This window comes from Comamonas testosteroni TK102 (assembly GCF_000739375.1).
Classification (GTDB): Bacteria; Pseudomonadota; Gammaproteobacteria; order Burkholderiales; family Burkholderiaceae_C; genus Comamonas; species Comamonas brasiliensis.
In genome coordinates this window covers 3,686,596-3,703,370 of record NZ_CP006704.1, presented here as the reverse complement: position 1 = coordinate 3,703,370, position 16,775 = coordinate 3,686,596, and the positions used below count along the sequence as shown (strand labels likewise).

At 63.6% G+C, this 16,775-nt stretch carries 18 protein-coding genes; 14 read left to right on the top strand and 4 right to left on the bottom strand.

Translation table 11 applies throughout. The annotated features are described in order from the left end of the window. Positions 1-451: 451 nt before the first annotated feature. Positions 452-1,522, top strand: a complete 1,071-nt coding sequence (locus O987_RS16765) for a 3-keto-5-aminohexanoate cleavage protein (protein WP_043373625.1) — start codon at positions 452-454, stop codon at positions 1,520-1,522. A gap of 143 nt (positions 1,523-1,665) precedes the next feature. On the opposite strand, the gene O987_RS16760 is transcribed toward O987_RS16765, so the two are convergent. Beyond that, positions 1,666-2,604, bottom strand: a complete 939-nt coding sequence (locus O987_RS16760) for an MBL fold metallo-hydrolase (protein ID WP_019042827.1) — start codon at positions 2,602-2,604, stop codon at positions 1,666-1,668. A 97-nt stretch (positions 2,605-2,701) separates the two neighbouring features. Between O987_RS16760 and O987_RS16755 the strand changes: the two genes are divergently transcribed. Both O987_RS16755 and O987_RS16750 read left to right on the top strand, forming a co-directional pair. After that, positions 2,702-3,295: an NUDIX domain-containing protein gene (locus O987_RS16755; RefSeq protein ID WP_043373622.1), complete on the top strand. Its 594-nt coding sequence runs from the start codon at positions 2,702-2,704 to the stop codon at positions 3,293-3,295. A 233-nt stretch (positions 3,296-3,528) separates the two neighbouring features. Then, on the top strand, positions 3,529-3,837 hold the full coding sequence (locus tag O987_RS16750) for an ArsR/SmtB family transcription factor (protein ID WP_003053925.1): 309 nt from the start codon (positions 3,529-3,531) through the stop codon (positions 3,835-3,837). A 59-nt stretch (positions 3,838-3,896) separates the two neighbouring features. On the opposite strand, the gene O987_RS16745 is transcribed toward O987_RS16750, so the two are convergent. After that, positions 3,897-4,310, bottom strand: a complete 414-nt coding sequence (locus O987_RS16745) for a DsrE family protein (RefSeq protein WP_043373619.1) — start codon at positions 4,308-4,310, stop codon at positions 3,897-3,899. Between the two features lie 160 nt (positions 4,311-4,470). Here O987_RS16745 and O987_RS16740 point away from each other — a divergent pair, with 160 nt between their 5' ends. The 11 genes from O987_RS16740 to O987_RS16690 all read left to right on the top strand — a co-directional run bounded on the left by O987_RS16740 (position 4,471) and on the right by O987_RS16690 (position 14,476). Next, complete coding sequence (locus O987_RS16740) at positions 4,471-5,490, top strand: MBL fold metallo-hydrolase (protein ID WP_043373617.1); 1,020 nt, start codon at positions 4,471-4,473, stop codon at positions 5,488-5,490. Then, the gene (locus O987_RS16735; RefSeq protein WP_043373615.1) at positions 5,487-5,981 is read left to right on the top strand and encodes a hypothetical protein; all 495 of its coding nucleotides are present in this window, start codon (positions 5,487-5,489) and stop codon (positions 5,979-5,981) included. The genes O987_RS16740 and O987_RS16735 overlap by 4 nt, the downstream gene beginning before the upstream one ends. A gap of 115 nt (positions 5,982-6,096) precedes the next feature. After that, positions 6,097-6,417, top strand: coding sequence for a c-type cytochrome (locus tag O987_RS16730; protein WP_019042822.1), 321 nt, complete (start codon positions 6,097-6,099; stop codon positions 6,415-6,417). 55 nt (positions 6,418-6,472) lie between these two features. After that, positions 6,473-7,825 (top strand): sulfite dehydrogenase, encoded by a 1,353-nt coding sequence (gene soxC, locus O987_RS16725; protein WP_043373614.1) that lies wholly within the window; start codon positions 6,473-6,475, stop codon positions 7,823-7,825. Next, positions 7,809-8,879: a c-type cytochrome gene (locus tag O987_RS16720; protein ID WP_043373611.1), complete on the top strand. Its 1,071-nt coding sequence runs from the start codon at positions 7,809-7,811 to the stop codon at positions 8,877-8,879. Before soxC ends, O987_RS16720 begins: the two co-directional genes overlap by 17 nt. Before the next feature lie 36 nt (positions 8,880-8,915). Next, positions 8,916-9,371 (top strand): thiosulfate oxidation carrier protein SoxY, encoded by a 456-nt coding sequence (gene soxY / locus O987_RS16715; RefSeq protein WP_019042819.1) that lies wholly within the window; start codon positions 8,916-8,918, stop codon positions 9,369-9,371. A gap of 32 nt (positions 9,372-9,403) precedes the next feature. Beyond that, on the top strand, positions 9,404-9,715 hold the full coding sequence (gene soxZ / locus O987_RS16710) for a thiosulfate oxidation carrier complex protein SoxZ (protein WP_003053938.1): 312 nt from the start codon (positions 9,404-9,406) through the stop codon (positions 9,713-9,715). Positions 9,716-9,882: 167 nt separating this feature from the next. Then, the gene (gene soxA, locus O987_RS16705; protein ID WP_019042817.1) at positions 9,883-10,692 is read left to right on the top strand and encodes a sulfur oxidation c-type cytochrome SoxA; all 810 of its coding nucleotides are present in this window, start codon (positions 9,883-9,885) and stop codon (positions 10,690-10,692) included. 9 nt (positions 10,693-10,701) lie between these two features. Continuing rightward, positions 10,702-11,355, top strand: a complete 654-nt coding sequence (gene soxX / locus O987_RS16700) for a sulfur oxidation c-type cytochrome SoxX (RefSeq protein ID WP_043373607.1) — start codon at positions 10,702-10,704, stop codon at positions 11,353-11,355. Positions 11,356-11,536: 181 nt separating this feature from the next. After that, the gene (gene soxB, locus O987_RS16695; RefSeq protein WP_043373605.1) at positions 11,537-13,270 is read left to right on the top strand and encodes a thiosulfohydrolase SoxB; all 1,734 of its coding nucleotides are present in this window, start codon (positions 11,537-11,539) and stop codon (positions 13,268-13,270) included. 96 nt (positions 13,271-13,366) lie between these two features. Further along, positions 13,367-14,476, top strand: a complete 1,110-nt coding sequence (locus tag O987_RS16690) for a YeeE/YedE family protein (RefSeq protein WP_043373603.1) — start codon at positions 13,367-13,369, stop codon at positions 14,474-14,476. Positions 14,477-14,592: 116 nt separating this feature from the next. Here O987_RS16690 and O987_RS16685 read toward each other — a convergent pair whose 3' ends face one another. Both O987_RS16685 and O987_RS16680 read right to left on the bottom strand, forming a co-directional pair. Then, positions 14,593-15,759 (bottom strand): pyridoxal phosphate-dependent aminotransferase, encoded by a 1,167-nt coding sequence (locus O987_RS16685; RefSeq protein WP_043373601.1) that lies wholly within the window; start codon positions 15,757-15,759, stop codon positions 14,593-14,595. 40 nt (positions 15,760-15,799) lie between these two features. Further along, positions 15,800-16,741 (bottom strand): CysB family HTH-type transcriptional regulator, encoded by a 942-nt coding sequence (locus O987_RS16680; RefSeq protein WP_019042812.1) that lies wholly within the window; start codon positions 16,739-16,741, stop codon positions 15,800-15,802. Positions 16,742-16,775: the final 34 nt, after the last annotated feature.

The window sequence follows — 16,775 nt, the reverse complement described above, 5'->3', positions numbered from 1 at the left end:
GGCATTCGTCAAGCTGCCGATCTCGCTCCTGGCAGAGTGCAGATACGGCGCTGAATCGGCTGGCATGTCCTTGCGTGCAGGTGCCCGTGTGGAGGAATGCAGCAATTCATCATGGCTGGCGGCCAGTCGCCGGACTTGACGTTTCATGCCTGCGACTTCGCATTTGATGACTGCAGTACCCCGCACTTACCCGATGCGGGTGATGTCGTTCGCAGGCTGCGGCAGCTTGAGTCTGCGGCCCGCAAAGCGCTTGGCGCAGCTTTGCTGCCTGTCTCGCTTTCAGGCGTGGCTTGCCGGCCCTGTCGTGATTGAGAAAGTGCGTGTCCTGAAATGCAAAGTGGCATCCCGCACCGCGCTTGATACTGGCCTCACGCATCGGCAAGGGGCTGAAATGCCCTGCTGCCGCTGGTCCAGACACTGATTTCCCGCACTCAAACCGGAGACGACAACCATGAACTTTCTTGACGGTCACCTGTATCCCGAAAATCAGCAGCCGCTGATCATCACGGCCGCCCCCTACGCTCCGGGCTGGATTCCCTCGGACTTCCCCGAGGACATTCCCGTCACCATGGAAGAGCAGATCCAGAAGGCTGTGGACTGCTATGAGGCCGGTGCCACCGTGCTGCACCTGCATGTGCGTGAAGACGATGGCAAGGGCAGCAAGCGCCTGTCCAAGTTCAACGAGCTGATCGCCGGCGTGCGCGAGCGGGTGCCCGAGATGATCATCCAGGTCGGCGGCTCCATCAGCTTTGCGCCCGAAGGCCCGGATGGCCAGGCCAAGTGGCTCTCCGACGACACCCGCCACATGCTGGCCGAGCTGACTCCCGTGCCCGATCAGGTGACGGTGACCGTCAACACCACGCAGATGAACGTGACCGAGCATGCCGGCGAAGACGACTTCCGCGGTGTCTCGCGCGGCTTCCCGCATCTGCACAAGACCTACAAGGACATGATTGTTCCTTCGAACCCCAGCTTCATCGAGGAACATATCCGCCGCCTGTCCGAAAAAGGCATCCAGAGCGCCTTCCAGGTCTACAACATCAACAGCTTCGAAACGATAGAGCGCATGATCCGCCGCGGCGTCTACAAAGGCCCGCTGGTCATGAACTGGGTCGCCATCAGCGGCGGCATGGACCAGGCCAATATCTACAACCTGGCCAATATGCTGCGCGCCGTGCCTGACAACGCCATCGTGACCGTGGAGAGCTCGGTGCTGAACGTGCTGCCCATCAATATGATCGGCATGGCCCTGGGCCTGCATGTGCGCTGCGGTATCGAAGACGTGCTGTGGAACCAGACCCGCACGGGCAAGATGAGCACCGTGGAGCAGATCAGGCAGCTGGTGCGCATTGCGGGCGAGTTCGGGCGCCCGATTGCCACGGCCCGGCAGGCGCGCGATATCAAGCAGATCGGCGTGTTCTACGAAACTGCCGACGAAACCCTGGCCAGGAACGGCTTTGCGCCCAACCGCAAGGGCGCCAATCAGGGCTTTCTGCGCAAGCCCATGGACGCTGTGGCCTGAATCTCAAAGCCCGGGTGACGGGGACCGGCTCATCAGCCAAGGGGTAGCCGCTGTGCGTTTGTCACGCTTGCCTGGTGGATGCGTGGCCGGGCGCCCGGCCACGCCGACTTCCCTGAGAAGTCGGCTTTTTTATCTCTCTGGATTCAAGCCCTCAGATAAAGGTCTTCGCCCTGCGCGTTGCGCTGCTGCAGGATTTCTCCGGCCGCCAGCAGTTCGTCCAGATGCTGGGAAATGCTGCGCGCCTCGGCCCCCCGTACCCATGGCGCATCAAAGCCCGGCGGGTAGAGCAGGCGCTGCTCGACCATCTGGGCGAGCGTCATGGGCCGCTGCGCCAGCCATTCGAGAATGCGTGCACCGCGCTCGTCAATGACCGCAGCAAAGCGCTTGAGGTCTCGCACAAACGTCTCGCGCTCGGTGTAAATGCCCTTGTGGTGCGAAGTCACCCAGATCCTGGCCTCGATCTCGGGCAGCCGCGCCAGGCTGCGGCGAAAGTCCGCCAGACAGGAGCAGGCGTCGCCGTAATAGGGCCCGAAGCCCGTCAGGTCGATATCGCCGATAAAGGCAACACCTTCGGGCTCGATCAGCAGCACGCTGTGGCCCGCCGTATGGCCCGGCATATGAATGGCGCGAATCTGCGACTGGCCCAGCCCCCAGACGGCTCCATCTTCGTAGCCCCTGGCATCGGGTCTGGGCGCGTAGAAGAATTCGCTCTCCAGCTTGCTGCGCATGATGTCGGCCTGAGTCGAATCGGCCCAGCCAAAGGTGGCTACCAGGCCCTCCCAGCTTTGCAGCGCCGCCAGATCGCTCAGGTGAGCAAAGACCTGTGCGTCTGGCAGGCGGTGCAGGCCGGCCATATGGTCCTCATGCACATGGCCCATCACCACCAGCTCGGCGGCATCGAACTCGGCTCCGATATGGTTGGCCACGATAGGCGTGTCCAGTACCGCCAGCGTGTCGCTGCCGCGGATCATGATCTGGTTGCCATCCGGGTATTTGCCGCCCTTGGCACCGCGAAACACCGCCACGCGGCCGAACTGGTGGCGCTGTATTTCCATCTGGCTGGTAAGGCTGGGGAGTGTCATGGTCTGAGTGCAGCAAAGTGAAGCCCGCTTCTGCGAAGATTGAGCCCATGCATGTTTTTGCGCTGTCGCCACGGCGCGTGTGAAGGATGAGTCAGCGATGACACGACAAGACCCCGAAATTCAGGAAGCCCATCTGATTGAGCATCCCATCAAGAGCGAGCTGGTACACCAGGGCAGTTTTCTGCAGGTCAGGCTCGATACCGTGCGCCTGCCCCATGGCGGGCAGGCCACGCGCGAGTATGTGGTGCACCCCGGTGCCGTGGTGGTGATCGGGCTGCTCGACGATGGCCGCGTGCTGCTGGAGCGGCAGTTTCGCTACCCCGTGGGGCGGGTCATGACCGAGTTCCCCGCAGGCAAGCTGGATGAGGGCGAGCTGCCGCTGATCTGCGCCCAGCGCGAGCTGCTGGAGGAAACCGGCTACAGCGCGCGCGAATGGGCCTATGCCGGGCCCATGCATCTGGCGATCGGCTACTCCGACGAGATCATTCACATCTTCTTCGCGCGCGGCCTGACTGCGGGCGAGCGCCAGCTCGACGCCGACGAGTTTCTGGATGTCTGCAGCATGACGGCTGCCGAACTGCTGGAAGGCGTGCGCACCGGCCAGGTCACGGACGCCAAGACCCTGAGCTGCTGCCTGTGGCTGCAGAACGTGCAAAGCGGTGCCTGGTCTCTGGACTGGAAGCCCACCTGATTTTTGATAGCTGCTTTTGCACATCAACAATGGATTTCAGATAGGAAAGTTCCTAAAATCATTGTCAATCAAGCGCTAGCTGCTTCTTTTTTTGGGATTGCCTGATGCCCGTCATTGTTTGTCGTCGGGCGATGGCAGACGCTGCATGACCTTCCTATAAACTGGCGCCATGCACCACGGCACGCAATCCAGACGGGACGCTTGCAGGCCGCCAAGGTGCCCAGGAGTGTTTCATGGAATCGTCAGAGCTTGAGGATGACAGCGTGTTCGAGAGTGCGGCCGAGCTGTTCAAGGCCATGGCCGCGCCCATGCGGCTGAAGATCATCAGCGCGTTGTGCAACGGAGAAAAAAACGTCTCCGAGCTGCTGGCTTCCATAGACACCACCCAGCCCAATATGTCGCAGCATCTGAACACGCTGTACCAGTCCGGCATTCTGGGCCGCAGGCGCGAAGGGGTCAGCATCTACTACTTCATCGCCAACGAGAAGGTCGTCCATATGTGCCGCACCATCTGCGTGCAGATTGCCATCGAACAGAACTGAGGGCTGGAGCCCTCGAAGCAAAGGCGCCTGCGGCGCCTTTTTTCATGCCCGCTTCCAGCTCAGGGCTTGAGATAGACAAAGCCTTCCCTGGCCTGCAGGCGCGCCACTTCGGCCACGCCCGAGGGGACGACCGACGCTTCCATGAGCAGGCTGGAGGCTTCGAGCTCGCGTGTCTGCAGCGTGTTGTTGCAGACCTTGAACTCCACGCCGCGCCCCGCCAGCGCGCTGACCTGGCCGCTGAACTCGCGGCCCCTGCTGTCCTTGGCGTTGCTCAGCAGAAAGTCTATGCCGGGCCCGTGGGTGACCACCACGATCTTGTCGGTGGGCGAGGCATTGAGTTCGTTGGTGATATTGCCGAGTATGGCGGCCGCCGTCTCCACGCCGGTGTTGACGTGATAGACCACTTTCACATCCTGTGCAGCGGCAATCGCCGTGCACAGGGCAAAGCTCAGGGCAACAAGTTGGCGCTTCATCGAAGGTCTCCTGTGGTGTCTGTGGGCATCAGGGAAGATGCTGCTGGTTAAATATTGCCACTTGCTTATATTAATGGGGAGGCAGGCATTCAAAAATAGGGCAAGCGCTAGTGGCGGCTTCGATGGCGCCGGTCGCTGCACACGCAAGGGAGACACCGCGATGACAAGCTGGGCAGGAGCTGCGCTGGGGAGCTTTGCAGGAATGGCAATCGCAGCGACCATCGCAGCGCCGGGTGCAGCGGCTGCGCATGATGGGCACCCCGTGGCGGGCACCCCCGTGGCGGGCACTCCCGTGGCGGCCAGCGCACCCGTCATGGCGCTGCAGCAGGTGGCGCCCAATGTGTTTTTCGTGCAGGGTGTATCGGCACTGGGCAGTGCGGCCAATCGCAATTTCATCTCCAACGCGGGCTTTGTCATCACCGCAGACAGCGTGGTCGTGATCGATGCGCTGGGCTCGCCCGCGCTGGCCGAGGAGCTGGTGCAGAAAATCCGCACGCTGACGCCCAAGCCCATCAGCCATGTGCTGCTGACCCACTATCACGCCGACCACATCTATGGCCTGCAGGTGTTCGAGGCACTGGGCGCCAAAATCGTGGCCCATGCCCAGGCGCGTGAATACATCAACTCCGAGACCGCGCATCTGCGGCTTGAGGCTTCGCGCAAGGATCTGGCTCCCTGGGTCGACCGGAGCACGCGCCTGGTGCCGGCGAGTCAATGGGTGTCGGGCGACAGCTCCACGCTCAGGGTCGGGGGCGTGGACCTTGTGCTGCAGCACATGGGGCCCTCGCATACGCCGGAGGATACGGCCATCTTCCTGCCGCAAAGCGGCGTGCTCTTCATCGGCGATGTGGTGTTTCGCAACCGCATTCCCTATGTGGGCCAGGCCGACAGCCGGCACTGGATTGCCGCGCTGGACGAATTGCTCAGGCTGCCCGTCAAGGTCATGGTGCCGGGCCACGGCCCGGCCTCCGAGCAACCACGCCAGGACATGCAGCTGACGCGTGACTATCTGCACTATCTGCGCGAAGCCATGGGCAAGGCCGCCGCCAATCTCGACCCGTTTGACGAGGCCTATCAGGCGACGGACTGGTCCAGGTTTTCGGCCTACCCGCTGTTCAAGGAAGCCAATCGCATGAATGCCTACAACACCTTTTTGCTGATGGAGCAGGAAAAGCCGTGACGGCCACGGCCCGCTTCCTTGATGCCCGCAGAAGACTGTGCTTGCAGTTGCTGCTGGCGGGCGCGGCACCGGCGTGGGCGGCGCTCGATGCTTCGGAGCGTCTGCTGCCCACCAGCCAGAGTCTGCGGCATGACCTGGCCTTGGCGCTGGCCCGCAAGCAGCCGCTGGTGGTGATGGCCAGCCTGCATGGCTGTCCGTTCTGCAAGCTGGTGCGCGAGCATCATCTGCTGCCGCTGCAGCGCTCCGGGGCCTTGGTGACCCAGATTCATTTTCTGTCGCGTGAGGCTTTGCAGGACTGGAATGGCGCGGCGACCACGCATGGCGACATGGTCAGGCAACTGGGCATCGAGGTCGCGCCGACCGTGCTCTTCTATGGAGCCGCTCACAAGGAGGTGGCCGAGCGCTTGAGCGGCAGCTCCATCCCCGACTTCTATGGCGCTTATCTGGATGAGCGCATGCAGACGGCCCGCGCGGCGCTGCAGGGGCGCTGAGCCTCGTTGTTCCTGTTCAGGAATAACGAGGGTTAGCGCGGGATTTCAAATTGGGCATCCTGGTCGATACTTTAAATAACAACATGCTTATATATAAATATAAGGAGACCAAGCGATGAAGACTGCATTCTGGCTGGGTGGCTTGACGGTGCTTCTGGGGCTGGCTGTTCCTGCGCTGGCGCAGGCGGATCAGGCGCTGGCGCAGAAGAACGCCTGCATGGCCTGCCATGCGGCGCAGCAGAAACTGGTAGGCCCGGCGTTTCAGGACGTGGCCAGCAAATATGCGGCCCAGGCCGATGCACAGGCCTACCTGGTCAAGAGCATCAAGGCCGGCGGCTCCGGCAAATGGGGGCCGGTGCCCATGCCTGCCCAGCCCGCACTCAGCGATGCCGACACCCAGACACTGGCGGCCTGGATTCTCAAGGGTGCCAGATGAGACAGGCGCTTCACGCTTTCCCGGCAAGCACCACCAGCGATCAAAGAGAGAGCTTATGCAAAGCCAGTTGATGGGCAAGGTGCGCAAGGCACCCGAGAATTTCGTGCGCTCAGGCGATGTCGGCACCGTGTTTGCCGAGGGCAGGGCCGGCCGGCGGGACTTCATCCGCGGGGCTTTCGCGGCCGCAGCGGCCGGCGCTGCAGCTGTCCATGCGCAGCGCCGGCAGGCCGTGAGCGGCGAGGGAGACCCGAATATTCTGGAGCTGCCCGCGCACAGCAAGGGCCTGGGCCAGCCGGTGGTCACCGACGGCTACGGCAAGCCTTCCAGGTACGAGGCCAATGTGCAGCGTCGCCAGAGCCCGGGGCTGACCCAGACCAAGCAGGCTTCGGTATCGTTTGCACCGCTGCAGTCGCTGTTCGGCATCGTCACGCCCAGCGGTCTGCATTTCGAGCGGCACCACCAGGGCTGGTGGGATATCGACCCCTCCAAGCACAGGCTGATGATCAATGGTCTGGTGAAGCACTCCAAGGTCTTCACCATGGACGAGATCATGCGTCTGCCTTCGGTGTCGCGCTTTCATTTCATCGAATGCGGCGCCAATACCGGCATGGAGTGGGGCAATGTGGCCGTGCCCACGGTGCAGTACACGCACGGCATGCTGTCGTGCAGCGAGTTCACAGGCGTGCCCCTGATCACCCTGCTGGAGATGGCCGGCGCCGATCTGAAGAAAGGCCGTTTCATCCTGGCCGAGGGGGCGGACGGCTCGTCGATGACGCGCACCATTCCCGTGGAGCTGATCACTTCCGGCGAGGTGCTGGTCGCCTACGGCCAGAACGGCGAGATGCTGCGGCCCGAGCAGGGCTATCCGCTGCGCCTGGTGGTGCCCGGCGTACAGGGCGTGAGCTGGGTGAAATACCTGCGCCGCATCGAAGTGGGCGACATGCCTTATGCGGCCAAGGACGAGGCCATCCACTATGTGGACCTGATGCCCGATGGGCAGCACCGCCAGTACTCCAGCATTCAGGAGTGCAAGAGCGTGGTCACCACGCCGTCCGGCGGGCAGATGCTGCTGGACAAGGGCTTCTACAACATCACGGGCCTGGCCTGGTCGGGGCGCGGCAAGGTCAGGCGCGTGGATGTGAGCGTGGACGGCGGCCGCAACTGGCGCACGGCCCGGCTCGAAGGGCCGGTGATGGACAAGTGCCTGACGCGCTTTCATCTGGACTGGGTCTGGAATGGCGAGGAATGCATCATCCAGAGCCGCGCCATGGATGAAACCGGCTATGTGCAGCCCAGCAACCAGCAACTGCGTGCCGCACGCGGAACGCGCTCCATCTATCACAACAACTCCATCCAGTCCTGGGTGGTACGAGCCAACGGGGAGGTCGCCAATGTTCAGCTTGCGTAAACCGCTGGTGCTGCTGGCGCTGCTGGCCATGGGCGTGGCTGCCGGGCCCGCTGCGGCACAGGGCAAGTCTGGCGAAGACCGCTATCCCGGCGTGGGTCGCAATGCCACGGGCAAGGAGGTTCTGGCCTGGGATATCGATGTGCGCCCGGATTTCAAGGGGCTGCCCCCGGGCTCGGGGTCCGTGCAAAAAGGCATGGATGTGTGGGAGGCGAAGTGCGCGTCCTGCCACGGGGTGTTCGGCGAATCCAACGAGGTGTTCAGCCCGCTGGTCGGCGGCACCACGGCCGAGGACATCAGGACCGGCCATGTGGCGCGGCTCAAGGATCCGGCCTTTCCGGGGCGCACGACCCTGATGAAGGTGGCCACGGTCTCCACGCTGTGGGATTACATCAACCGTGCCATGCCCTGGAATGCGCCCAAGTCGCTGTCCACCGAAGAGGTGTATGCCGTCACCGCCTATCTGCTCAACCTCGGCGGCGTGGTGCCCGAGAACTTCACACTCAGCGACAGCAATATCGCCGAGGTACAGCAGAAGCTGCCCAACCGCAACGGCATGACGACTCGGCATGCGCTGTGGCCCGGCAACGAGTTCGGCAAAGGCGCCAGGCCCGATGTGCTGGCTACTGCCTGCATGAGCAACTGCGGCCCCGCGCCCACGCTGCGCTCGGCCTTGCCCGAGCATGCCGGCAACAACCACGGCAATCTGGCCCAGCAGAACCGGCTGGTCGGTGCCCAGCGCGGCATAACCACCGATGGCGGTGCCAGCAAGGCAGGGCCGCCCGCAGCCACCGGGAAATCGGCCAGTGCGGCGCCGACGGCCTTGCTGGAAAAGAACGCCTGCATGGCGTGCCATGGCATGGCGCAGAAACTCGTCGGCCCGGCCTTCAGCGACATTGCCGGCAAGCACGGCGGCCAGTCGGACTATCTGGCAAACAAGATCAGGGTCGGAGGCTCCGGCGTCTGGGGATCAACACCCATGCCGCCTCAGCCCAATCTCAGCGATGCTGATGCCAGGGTGATTGCCCAGTGGCTGGCTGCCGGGGCCAAGCCCTGAGCCCGCTTGTGTGATGTGAATGAAAAGGAGACAACGATGAAACGTAGAGACGCCCTCAGGAACAGCGCGGCCGTGCTCGGCATGCTGATGGCCGCCGGCCTGCTGCCGCAGGCTGCGCAGGCGGCCTATAACAAGACCGCCTTCGACGCCAAGACCGTGGCCGATGTGCTCAAGGCCATGGGGGCTGCTGCGCCCGCCGAGAGCAAGGACGTGACGCTGACGGCGCCCGACATCGCCGAAAACGGGGCCGTCGTGCCCCTGGGCGCGGCCACCAGCCTGCCCAATGTGAAGCAGATGCTGGTGCTGGTGGAAAAGAACCCCAATACGCTGGTGGCGGCCTTCACCGTCAACGAGGCGCTGGACGCCAATTTCCTGACCCGCGCAAAGCTGGGCCAGTCCTCGGATGTGTATGCCGTGGCCATCACCAACGATGGCAAGGCCTTCTACGCCAAGAAGGAAGTCAAGGTCACCCTCGGTGGCTGCGGCGGCTGATGGCAACCAATCCTCTGAAACAGGAGAAGAACATGGCTGATCCAATGCGTATTCGTGCCCAGGCTGCAGGTGACAAGACTACCGTGCGCGTGCTGATGTCCCATGAGATGGAGACTGGCCAGCGCAAGGATGCGGAAGGCAAGACCGTGCCCGCATGGTTTATTCAGGAGGTGACGGCAGCGCACAACGGCAAGCAGGTGCTGCAGGCCGAATGGGGGCCTGCGGTTTCCAAGAACCCGTTTCTGCAGTTCGTGGTCAAGGGGGCCAAGGCGGGGGACAAGATCTCGGTGAGCTGGAAGGACAACAAGGGCGAGACCCGCACCGATGAAGCGACCGTGAGCTGAGCACGGCGCAGACAGCGGCTGGCCGGCGGCCAGCCTTCACCCTGGACCAGAATCAATCCCACGACTTACGCAAAACGGGTTCAGGCAAGGCGAATGCCTCAGAAGGCAGGCCGTTGTTGCATTCTTGTTTGCGTAAGTCCTAGATCCAAAAAACAGAGAGGTGCCCCATGAGACATTCCTCCCCGGGCCAGGCGGCTGCCGCCGTGCTGGCCTTGTGTATGGCCGCGCCGGTGCTGGCGCAAAAGTCCACGGCCGACGGCATTGCCGAGTACCGCGAGATGCTGCAGGACGGCAACCCTGCCGAGCTGTTCGAGATGAAGGGCGAGGCGCTGTGGAAGCAAAGGCGCGGCCCCCGCAAGGCGTCCATGGAGCAGTGCGATCTGGGCAAGGGGCCGGGCGTGGTCAAGGGCGTATTTGTAGAGCTGCCGCGCTATTTTGCCGACACGGGCAAGGTGCAGGATCTGGAGTCGCGCCTGCTGACCTGCATGGACAGGCTGCAGGGGCTGGACGTGCAAAAGATTGCGGCAACACCGTTCGGCAAGGACGAGCAAAAGAACATGGAAGGGCTGGTGGCCTGGATTTCATCGCAGTCCAAAGGCATGAAGTTCAACCTGCCCCAGAGCCATGCGCAGGAAGGGCAGATGTATGAGGCGGGCAAGCGCCTGTTCTATATGCGCGGCGGCCCGCATGACTTTGCCTGTGCCTCCTGCCATGGTGCGGACGGCAAGCGCATCCGCATGCAGGATCTGCCCAATCTGACCAAGAACCCAGGCGCTGCGGAAGGCTTTGGCGCCTGGCCCGCCTATCGCGTCTCGTCGGGCGAGCTGTGGAGCATGCAGCGCCGCCTCAACGACTGCTTCCGTCAGCAGCGCTTTCCCTATCCCGGTTACGCCAGTGACGTGACGGTGGCGCTGGAAGTGTTCATGGGCGTCAACGGCAAGGGCGGGGCATCGACTGCACCGGCCATCAAGCGATAAGGAGGCCCTATGCGCAAGCAAAAATACATGTCGTACCTGGCCGTGGCCGCATCGCTGCTGGTGCTGGGCTGTGCCTCCGTCGACGGGGCTGCGGACATCGATGCCTTGACGGCCAAGATGGTGCAGACCTCTTTTCGCGATCAGGGCATCGCCAAGGTCGATCGCCTGCAGCAGGACGAATCGAATGCGGCCTGCAGCGCTGCCGATGCTTCCGGCAAGCCGCTGGCGCCTGAGCGTGCACAGGGCATAGAGGCGGCCAATCTCAAGACCGTCAAATGGCCTCAGGACGGCAAGCTGGTCGGAGACTGGAAAGAGGGCGAAAAAATAGCCCAGAACGGCCGGGGCATGACCTGGAGTGACAAGGCGGGCAGTGCCAATGGCGGCAACTGCTACAACTGCCACCAGATCAGCAAGGAAGAAATCTCCTTTGGCACGCTGGGCCCCAGTCTCTACAACTACGGCAAGATTCGCGGCATCAAGGATCCGTCCAGCCCCGAATCCAGAGCCATCGTCGAGTACACCTGGGGCAAGATCTGGAATGCCAAGGCCTACAACGCCTGCTCGGGCATGCCGCGTTTCGGTCACTCCGGCATCCTCACTGAAGCGCAGACGCGAGACCTTGTCGCGCTGCTGGTCGATCCAGCCTCTCCCGTCAACAAATAGCTTTTTCAAGCGGCGCCGCTGTTTGCCCGTCTCGCAATGCCTAGCCATTCGGCAGGGGGACGAGACCGGGCGACGCAGCATTGCGGAAATGGCTTGTGCCAGTTGGGGTAGCGCGGGGCGTTCTGTTGACGCAAAGGCCCGTGCTTGTCCCTGGTTGGAACAAGTACCAACGGATATCACCATGAGTCTTTCCAAACGTGAATTTCTGCAGGTGCTGGCGGCGGCCAGTGTCTCGGGCATGGGCTTGCAGCGCCATGCCTATGCCGATCAGAAGCAGGCCGATAAGGCTTTGTATGACGTGAAGCCCTACGGCAATGTGTCGCTGCTGCACATGACGGACTGCCATGCCCAGCTCAATCCGGTGCACTTCCGCGAGCCCAGCGTCAATCTCGGCATCGGGGCCATGAAGAATCAGCGCCCGCATCTGGTGGGCGAGCATCTGCTGCGCTCCGTGGGGATCAAGCCCGGCACGCCATCGGCCCATGCATTCAGCTATCTGGACTTCGAGGCGGCAGCCAGGCGCTATGGCAAGGTGGGCGGGTTTGCCCATCTGTCCACGCTGGTCAAGCGCATGCGTGCCTCGCGCCCGGGCGCATTGCTGCTGGACGGCGGCGATACCTGGCAGGGCTCGGCCACTTCGCTGTGGACCAATGCCCAGGACATGGTCGATGCCTGCAAGCTGCTGGGCGTGGACGTGATGACGGGCCACTGGGAGTTCACCTACGGCATGCAGCGTGTGCAGGAGATCATCGACAAGGACTTTGGCTCGCAGCTCGACTTTGTGGCACAGAACGTCAAGACGGCCGATTTTGGCGACCCGGTGTTCAAGCCCTATGTGATCCGCGAGATCAACGGCGTGCCCGTGGCCATCATCGGTCAGGCCTTTCCGTACACGCCGATCGCCAACCCGCGCTATATGGTGGCGGACTGGAGCTTCGGCATCCAGGACGAGCATCTGCAGAAGATGGTGGACGAGACGCGCGCCAAGGGCGCCAAGGTGGTGGTGGTGCTCTCGCACAACGGCATGGACGTGGACCTCAAGATGGCCGGGCGCGTGCGCGGCATAGACGCCATCCTGGGCGGCCATACGCATGACGGCATGCCCGTGCCCACCCTGGTGCAGAATGCAGGCGGCAAGACCATCGTCACCAACGCGGGCTCGAACGGCAAGTTTCTCGGGGTGCTGGACTTCGATGTCAGGGACGGCCAGGTGCGCGGCTTCCAGTACCGGCTGCTGCCGGTATTCGCCAACATCCTGCCTGCCGATGCCCAGATGCAGGCACTGATCACCCGGGTGCGTGCGCCCTATGAAAGCCGGCTGGGCGAAGTGCTGGCGCGCACCGACGGCACGCTGTACCGCCGCGGCAACTTCAACGGCACGGGCGACCAGCTGCTGCTGGATGCCATGATGGAGGTGCAGAATGCGCCGATTGCCTTCTCGCCGGGCTTTCGCTGGGGAACCTCGCTGCTGGCCGGGCAGGACATCACGCGCGAATGGCTGATGGACATGACGGCCACCACCTATTCCTACGCCACGGTGACCGAGATGACGGGTGCCACGATCAAGACGGTGCTCGAAGACGTGGCCGACAATCTCTTCAACCCCGATCCCTACTATCAGCAGGGCGGCGACATGGTGCGCGTGGGCGGTCTGCAATACCAGTGCGACCCGGCGGCTGGCGCGGGTCGGCGCATCAGCGACATGCGCCTGAACGGCCAGTGGCTGGAGGCGGACAAGAAATACAAGGTGGCCGGCTGGGCGCCGGTGGCCGAGGAAGCCAGGACGGCCAGCAACAAGCCGATCTGGGAGCTGGTCGAGCCCTGGCTCAAGGACCGCAAGACGCTGGGGCCGCGCCGGCTCGACGAGCCCCGACTGATCAATGTCGGCGGCAACCAGGGGCTGGCCAAGGCCTGATGAAAGCCGATTCGAAAGCCGATTAAGACAGTGTTAGCGCGCGGGCTGGGGTATATGCCAATGCCTTGAAGCCGGGCCGCGCCGTCCAATGCCCGCATGAGTCCTGCCGAGTTTGAATCCCTGACGGCCACCGTTCTGGTGGCCATTTTGTTGCTGGCCGCCGTGCTGGGCTTTGTGATGCGCGAGACCCGCTTTTGCACCATGGGCGCCATCAGCGATGTGGTCTATCTGCAGGACTGGGGGCGGGCGCGCCAGTGGTGCATGGCCATCGCCGTGAGCATGCTGGGCTTCACGGCGCTGGCGCTGTGGGGCCAGTTGCAGGTGGGCGATGCCCTGTATGCCAGCCGCCGCCTGCTGTGGCTGTCGGCCCTGGCCGGAGGGCTGCTGTTTGGCGCAGGCATGGTGCTGGCATCGGGTTGCGGGGCCAGGAATCTGACCCGGCTGGGCAGCGGCAGCCTCAAGGCGCTGGTGGTGCTGCTGGTCATGGGCGTGGCCGCCTTTGCCACACTCAAGGGCATTACCGCCGTGGCGCGGGTGCGCTGGCTGGACAGCGTGCATCTTGAATTCGCGGGCCCGGCCCTGCTGCCCGAGTGGCTGGCCGGTCATGTCGACTGGCCCTTGACGCTGCTGCGCGGCCTGCTGGGCCTCGGGCTGGGGGGCATGCTGTTGCTGCTGGCCTTCGATCCCCGGCCCGGCGCCCAGCGCAGCCGGGCCCTGCTGCTGGGCGGGCTGCTGGTCGGCTTGTGCGTGACGGCGGCCTGGTGGCTAGGCGGCCATCTGGCGCGGGTGGCCGAGCACCCCGAGACGCTGGAGCAGGTCTATGCCGCGACCTACAGTGGCCGCATCGAGGCCTTCAGCTTTGTCACGCCGGTGGCGCACACGCTGGACTGGCTGATGTTCTTCAGCGATCGCAACAAGGTGCTGACCTGGGGCATTGCCTCGGTGGCAGGCGTGGTTCTGGGCAGCTTTGCCCATGCGCTGTGGCGCAGGGACTTTCAGTGGCAGGGCTTTGCCGACCGCCGGGACCTGGCCCGCCATCTGCTGGGCGGGCTGCTGATGGGCGTGGGCGGGGTGACGGCCATGGGCTGCACCGTGGGCCAGGGCATCAGTGCGATTTCCATGCTCAGCCTGGGCAGCTTTCTGGCGCTGGCCGGCATTGTGCTGGGGGCGGTGCTGATGCTGCGCCATCTGGCGGAGACGGCATGAAGCAAAGTAAATTCGATAGCTGCTTGCGCCTGCTGATAAACAGATTCAGCATGAAAACATGCTGAAAATGAGAAAAGGAGCGCGATAGGCGCTCCTTTTTTAAGGGCCGCAGCGTTTCAGAGCTTGCGCAGGCGCGCGGCTGCCTCGATCAGGGTTTCGTCCTTCTTGGCAAAGCAAAAACGCACCACGCGCTGATCGAAGCCGTCACCGTAGAAAGCCGACAGCGGAATCGCGGCCACGCCGATTTCCTTGACCAGCCACTGGCAGAACTCGGCCTCGTTGAGATCCGAGACGGAGGAGATGTCGGCACACAGGAAATAGGTGCCGGCCGTGGGCAGCAGCTTCAGGCGCGAGCCCTGCAGGCCGCCGAGGAACAGGTCGCGCTTGGCCTGATAGAAGGCCGACAGCTCCAGATAGGGCGCCGGGTCCTGCATGTACTGCGCCAGACCCGCCTGCATGGGCGTGTTCACGGTGAACACATTGAACTGGTGCACCTTGCGGAATTCGGCGCTGAGGGCAGCGGGCGCGGCCACGGTGCCGACCTTCCAGCCCGTGACATGGTAGGTCTTGCCAAAGCTGGAGACGATGAAGGCGCGCTCGGCCAGGCCCGGGTAGCGGGCGCTGCTCAGATGCTGGGCGCCGTCGAAGACCATGTGCTCATAGACCTCGTCGCTGATCAGCAGCACATTGGTGGGTGCCAGCAGGGCTTCGAGCTGGCGCATTTCCGCATCGGTCCAGAGGGTGGCGCTGGGGTTGTGCGGGCTGTTGATGATCAGCAGGCGCGTGCGCGGCGTGATGGCGGCCGCGATCGAGGCAAAGTCGGGGCGGAAGCTGCCGGGCGTCAGCGGCACCCGCACGGCCACGCCGCCGGCCATCTCGATATTGGGCACATAGCTGTCGTAGCAGGGGTCGAGCACGATGACTTCGTCGCCCGCATGCACGGTGGCCAGAATGGCCGTGAGAATGGCCTGGGTGGCGCCGGCGGTGATGGTGATTTCGCTGCCCGCGTCATAGCGGCGGCCGTGCAGCGTTTCGATCTTGGCGGCCACGGCCTCGCGCAGCGCGGGCCAGCCCGTCATGGGCGGGTACTGGTTGTGACCGGCGCGCATGGCGTCGTTGACAGCGTCGAGCAGCCTGGGGTCGCAACCGAAGTCGGGGAAGCCCTGGCCCAGATTGACGGCCTTGTGCTCGGCAGCCAGCGCCGACATGACGGTGAAAATGGTGGTGCCCACATTGGGCAGCTTGCTGGGGAAGTTGGGAGTCACGATAGTCTTGCAATGCATGGGCCGGGCGCACAGGCACCGGCCCTTGAGGCGGGCCGGATCAGAGCCCGAAGTCGTCCACGCTGCCGTTCATGGCGCGCATGATGAGGTCTCGCGAGAGACGGTCGCTGAGCAGCTCGGCAAACCGGTAGACGAAGTTGCGCAGGTATGCGCCGCGCTTGATGGCCACACGGGCCACGCTGGTGCCGAACAGATGGCCGACGGGACGAATCACCAGGTCATTGACGGTGTCGTCGCGCATGGCCATCTCGGCCACGATGCCGATGCCCAGGCCCAGTCGCACATAGGTCTTGATCACGTCGGCATCGATGGCTTCCAGCACGATATGCGGATGCAGGCGGCGCATCTCGAAGGCATGGTCGATCTTGCCGCGTCCGGTAAAGGACGGGTGGTAGGTGATCAGGGCCTCCTGGGCGATGTCCTCGAGCGTGATGCGCTCTTTCTGCGCCAGCGGATGGCCAGTGGGGATGACCAGCACATGCTGCCATTCGTAGCAGGGCAGGGTCACCAGGTCGGGGTAGTCGGCCAGCGATTCGGTGGCCATGCCGATCTCGGCCACTTCGTCGATCACCATGCGCGCGACTTCGGCGGGCGTGGCCTGGTGCAGGCTGATGGTGACCTTGGGATAGAGCTCGCGCAGGCGTGCCACGGCGGGCGGCAGCACATAGCGTGCCTGGGTGTGGGTGGTGGCGATGCTCAGCGTGCCGCTGTCCTGGGCGCTGTATTGCTCGCCGATGCGCTTGAGGTTGCCCACCTCGCGCATGATCAGCTCTATGCTCTTGAGGACTTCCTGTCCAGGCTCGGTGATGCGCTTGAGACGCTTGCCGTGGCGCGCAAAGATATCGATGCCCAGCTCTTCCTCAAGCTCGATGATGGCTTTGGAGACTCCGGGCTGGGAGGTGTGCAGGGCCTTGGCCGCCTCGGTGAGGTTGAGATTGCGGCGGGCGGCTTCCTGGACGAAGCGGAATTGATGCAGGTTCATGACGGCATGGACTAAGAACTTGCATCATTATGCT

Bases quoted from the DNA above. Each gene is read 5' to 3' on its own strand.
- soxC (WP_043373614.1), top strand. From the start codon at position 6,473: ATGCAAAGCCAGTTGATGGGCAAGGTGCGCAAGGCACCCGAGAATTTC.
- O987_RS16740 (WP_043373617.1), top strand. From the start codon at position 4,471: ATGACAAGCTGGGCAGGAGCTGCGCTGGGGAGCTTTGCAGGAATGGCA.
- soxY (WP_019042819.1), top strand. From the start codon at position 8,916: ATGAAACGTAGAGACGCCCTCAGGAACAGCGCGGCCGTGCTCGGCATG.
- soxX (WP_043373607.1), top strand. From the start codon at position 10,702: ATGCGCAAGCAAAAATACATGTCGTACCTGGCCGTGGCCGCATCGCTG.
- O987_RS16760 (WP_019042827.1), bottom strand. From the start codon at position 2,604: ATGACACTCCCCAGCCTTACCAGCCAGATGGAAATACAGCGCCACCAG.
- O987_RS16690 (WP_043373603.1), top strand. From the start codon at position 13,367: ATGAGTCCTGCCGAGTTTGAATCCCTGACGGCCACCGTTCTGGTGGCC.
- soxB (WP_043373605.1), top strand. From the start codon at position 11,537: ATGAGTCTTTCCAAACGTGAATTTCTGCAGGTGCTGGCGGCGGCCAGT.
- O987_RS16680 (WP_019042812.1), bottom strand. From the start codon at position 16,741: ATGAACCTGCATCAATTCCGCTTCGTCCAGGAAGCCGCCCGCCGCAAT.
- O987_RS16745 (WP_043373619.1), bottom strand. From the start codon at position 4,310: ATGAAGCGCCAACTTGTTGCCCTGAGCTTTGCCCTGTGCACGGCGATT.
- O987_RS16765 (WP_043373625.1), top strand. From the start codon at position 452: ATGAACTTTCTTGACGGTCACCTGTATCCCGAAAATCAGCAGCCGCTG.
- O987_RS16730 (WP_019042822.1), top strand. From the start codon at position 6,097: ATGAAGACTGCATTCTGGCTGGGTGGCTTGACGGTGCTTCTGGGGCTG.
- O987_RS16685 (WP_043373601.1), bottom strand. From the start codon at position 15,759: ATGCATTGCAAGACTATCGTGACTCCCAACTTCCCCAGCAAGCTGCCC.
- O987_RS16755 (WP_043373622.1), top strand. From the start codon at position 2,702: ATGACACGACAAGACCCCGAAATTCAGGAAGCCCATCTGATTGAGCAT.
- soxZ (WP_003053938.1), top strand. From the start codon at position 9,404: ATGGCTGATCCAATGCGTATTCGTGCCCAGGCTGCAGGTGACAAGACT.
- soxA (WP_019042817.1), top strand. From the start codon at position 9,883: ATGAGACATTCCTCCCCGGGCCAGGCGGCTGCCGCCGTGCTGGCCTTG.
- O987_RS16720 (WP_043373611.1), top strand. From the start codon at position 7,809: ATGTTCAGCTTGCGTAAACCGCTGGTGCTGCTGGCGCTGCTGGCCATG.
- O987_RS16750 (WP_003053925.1), top strand. From the start codon at position 3,529: ATGGAATCGTCAGAGCTTGAGGATGACAGCGTGTTCGAGAGTGCGGCC.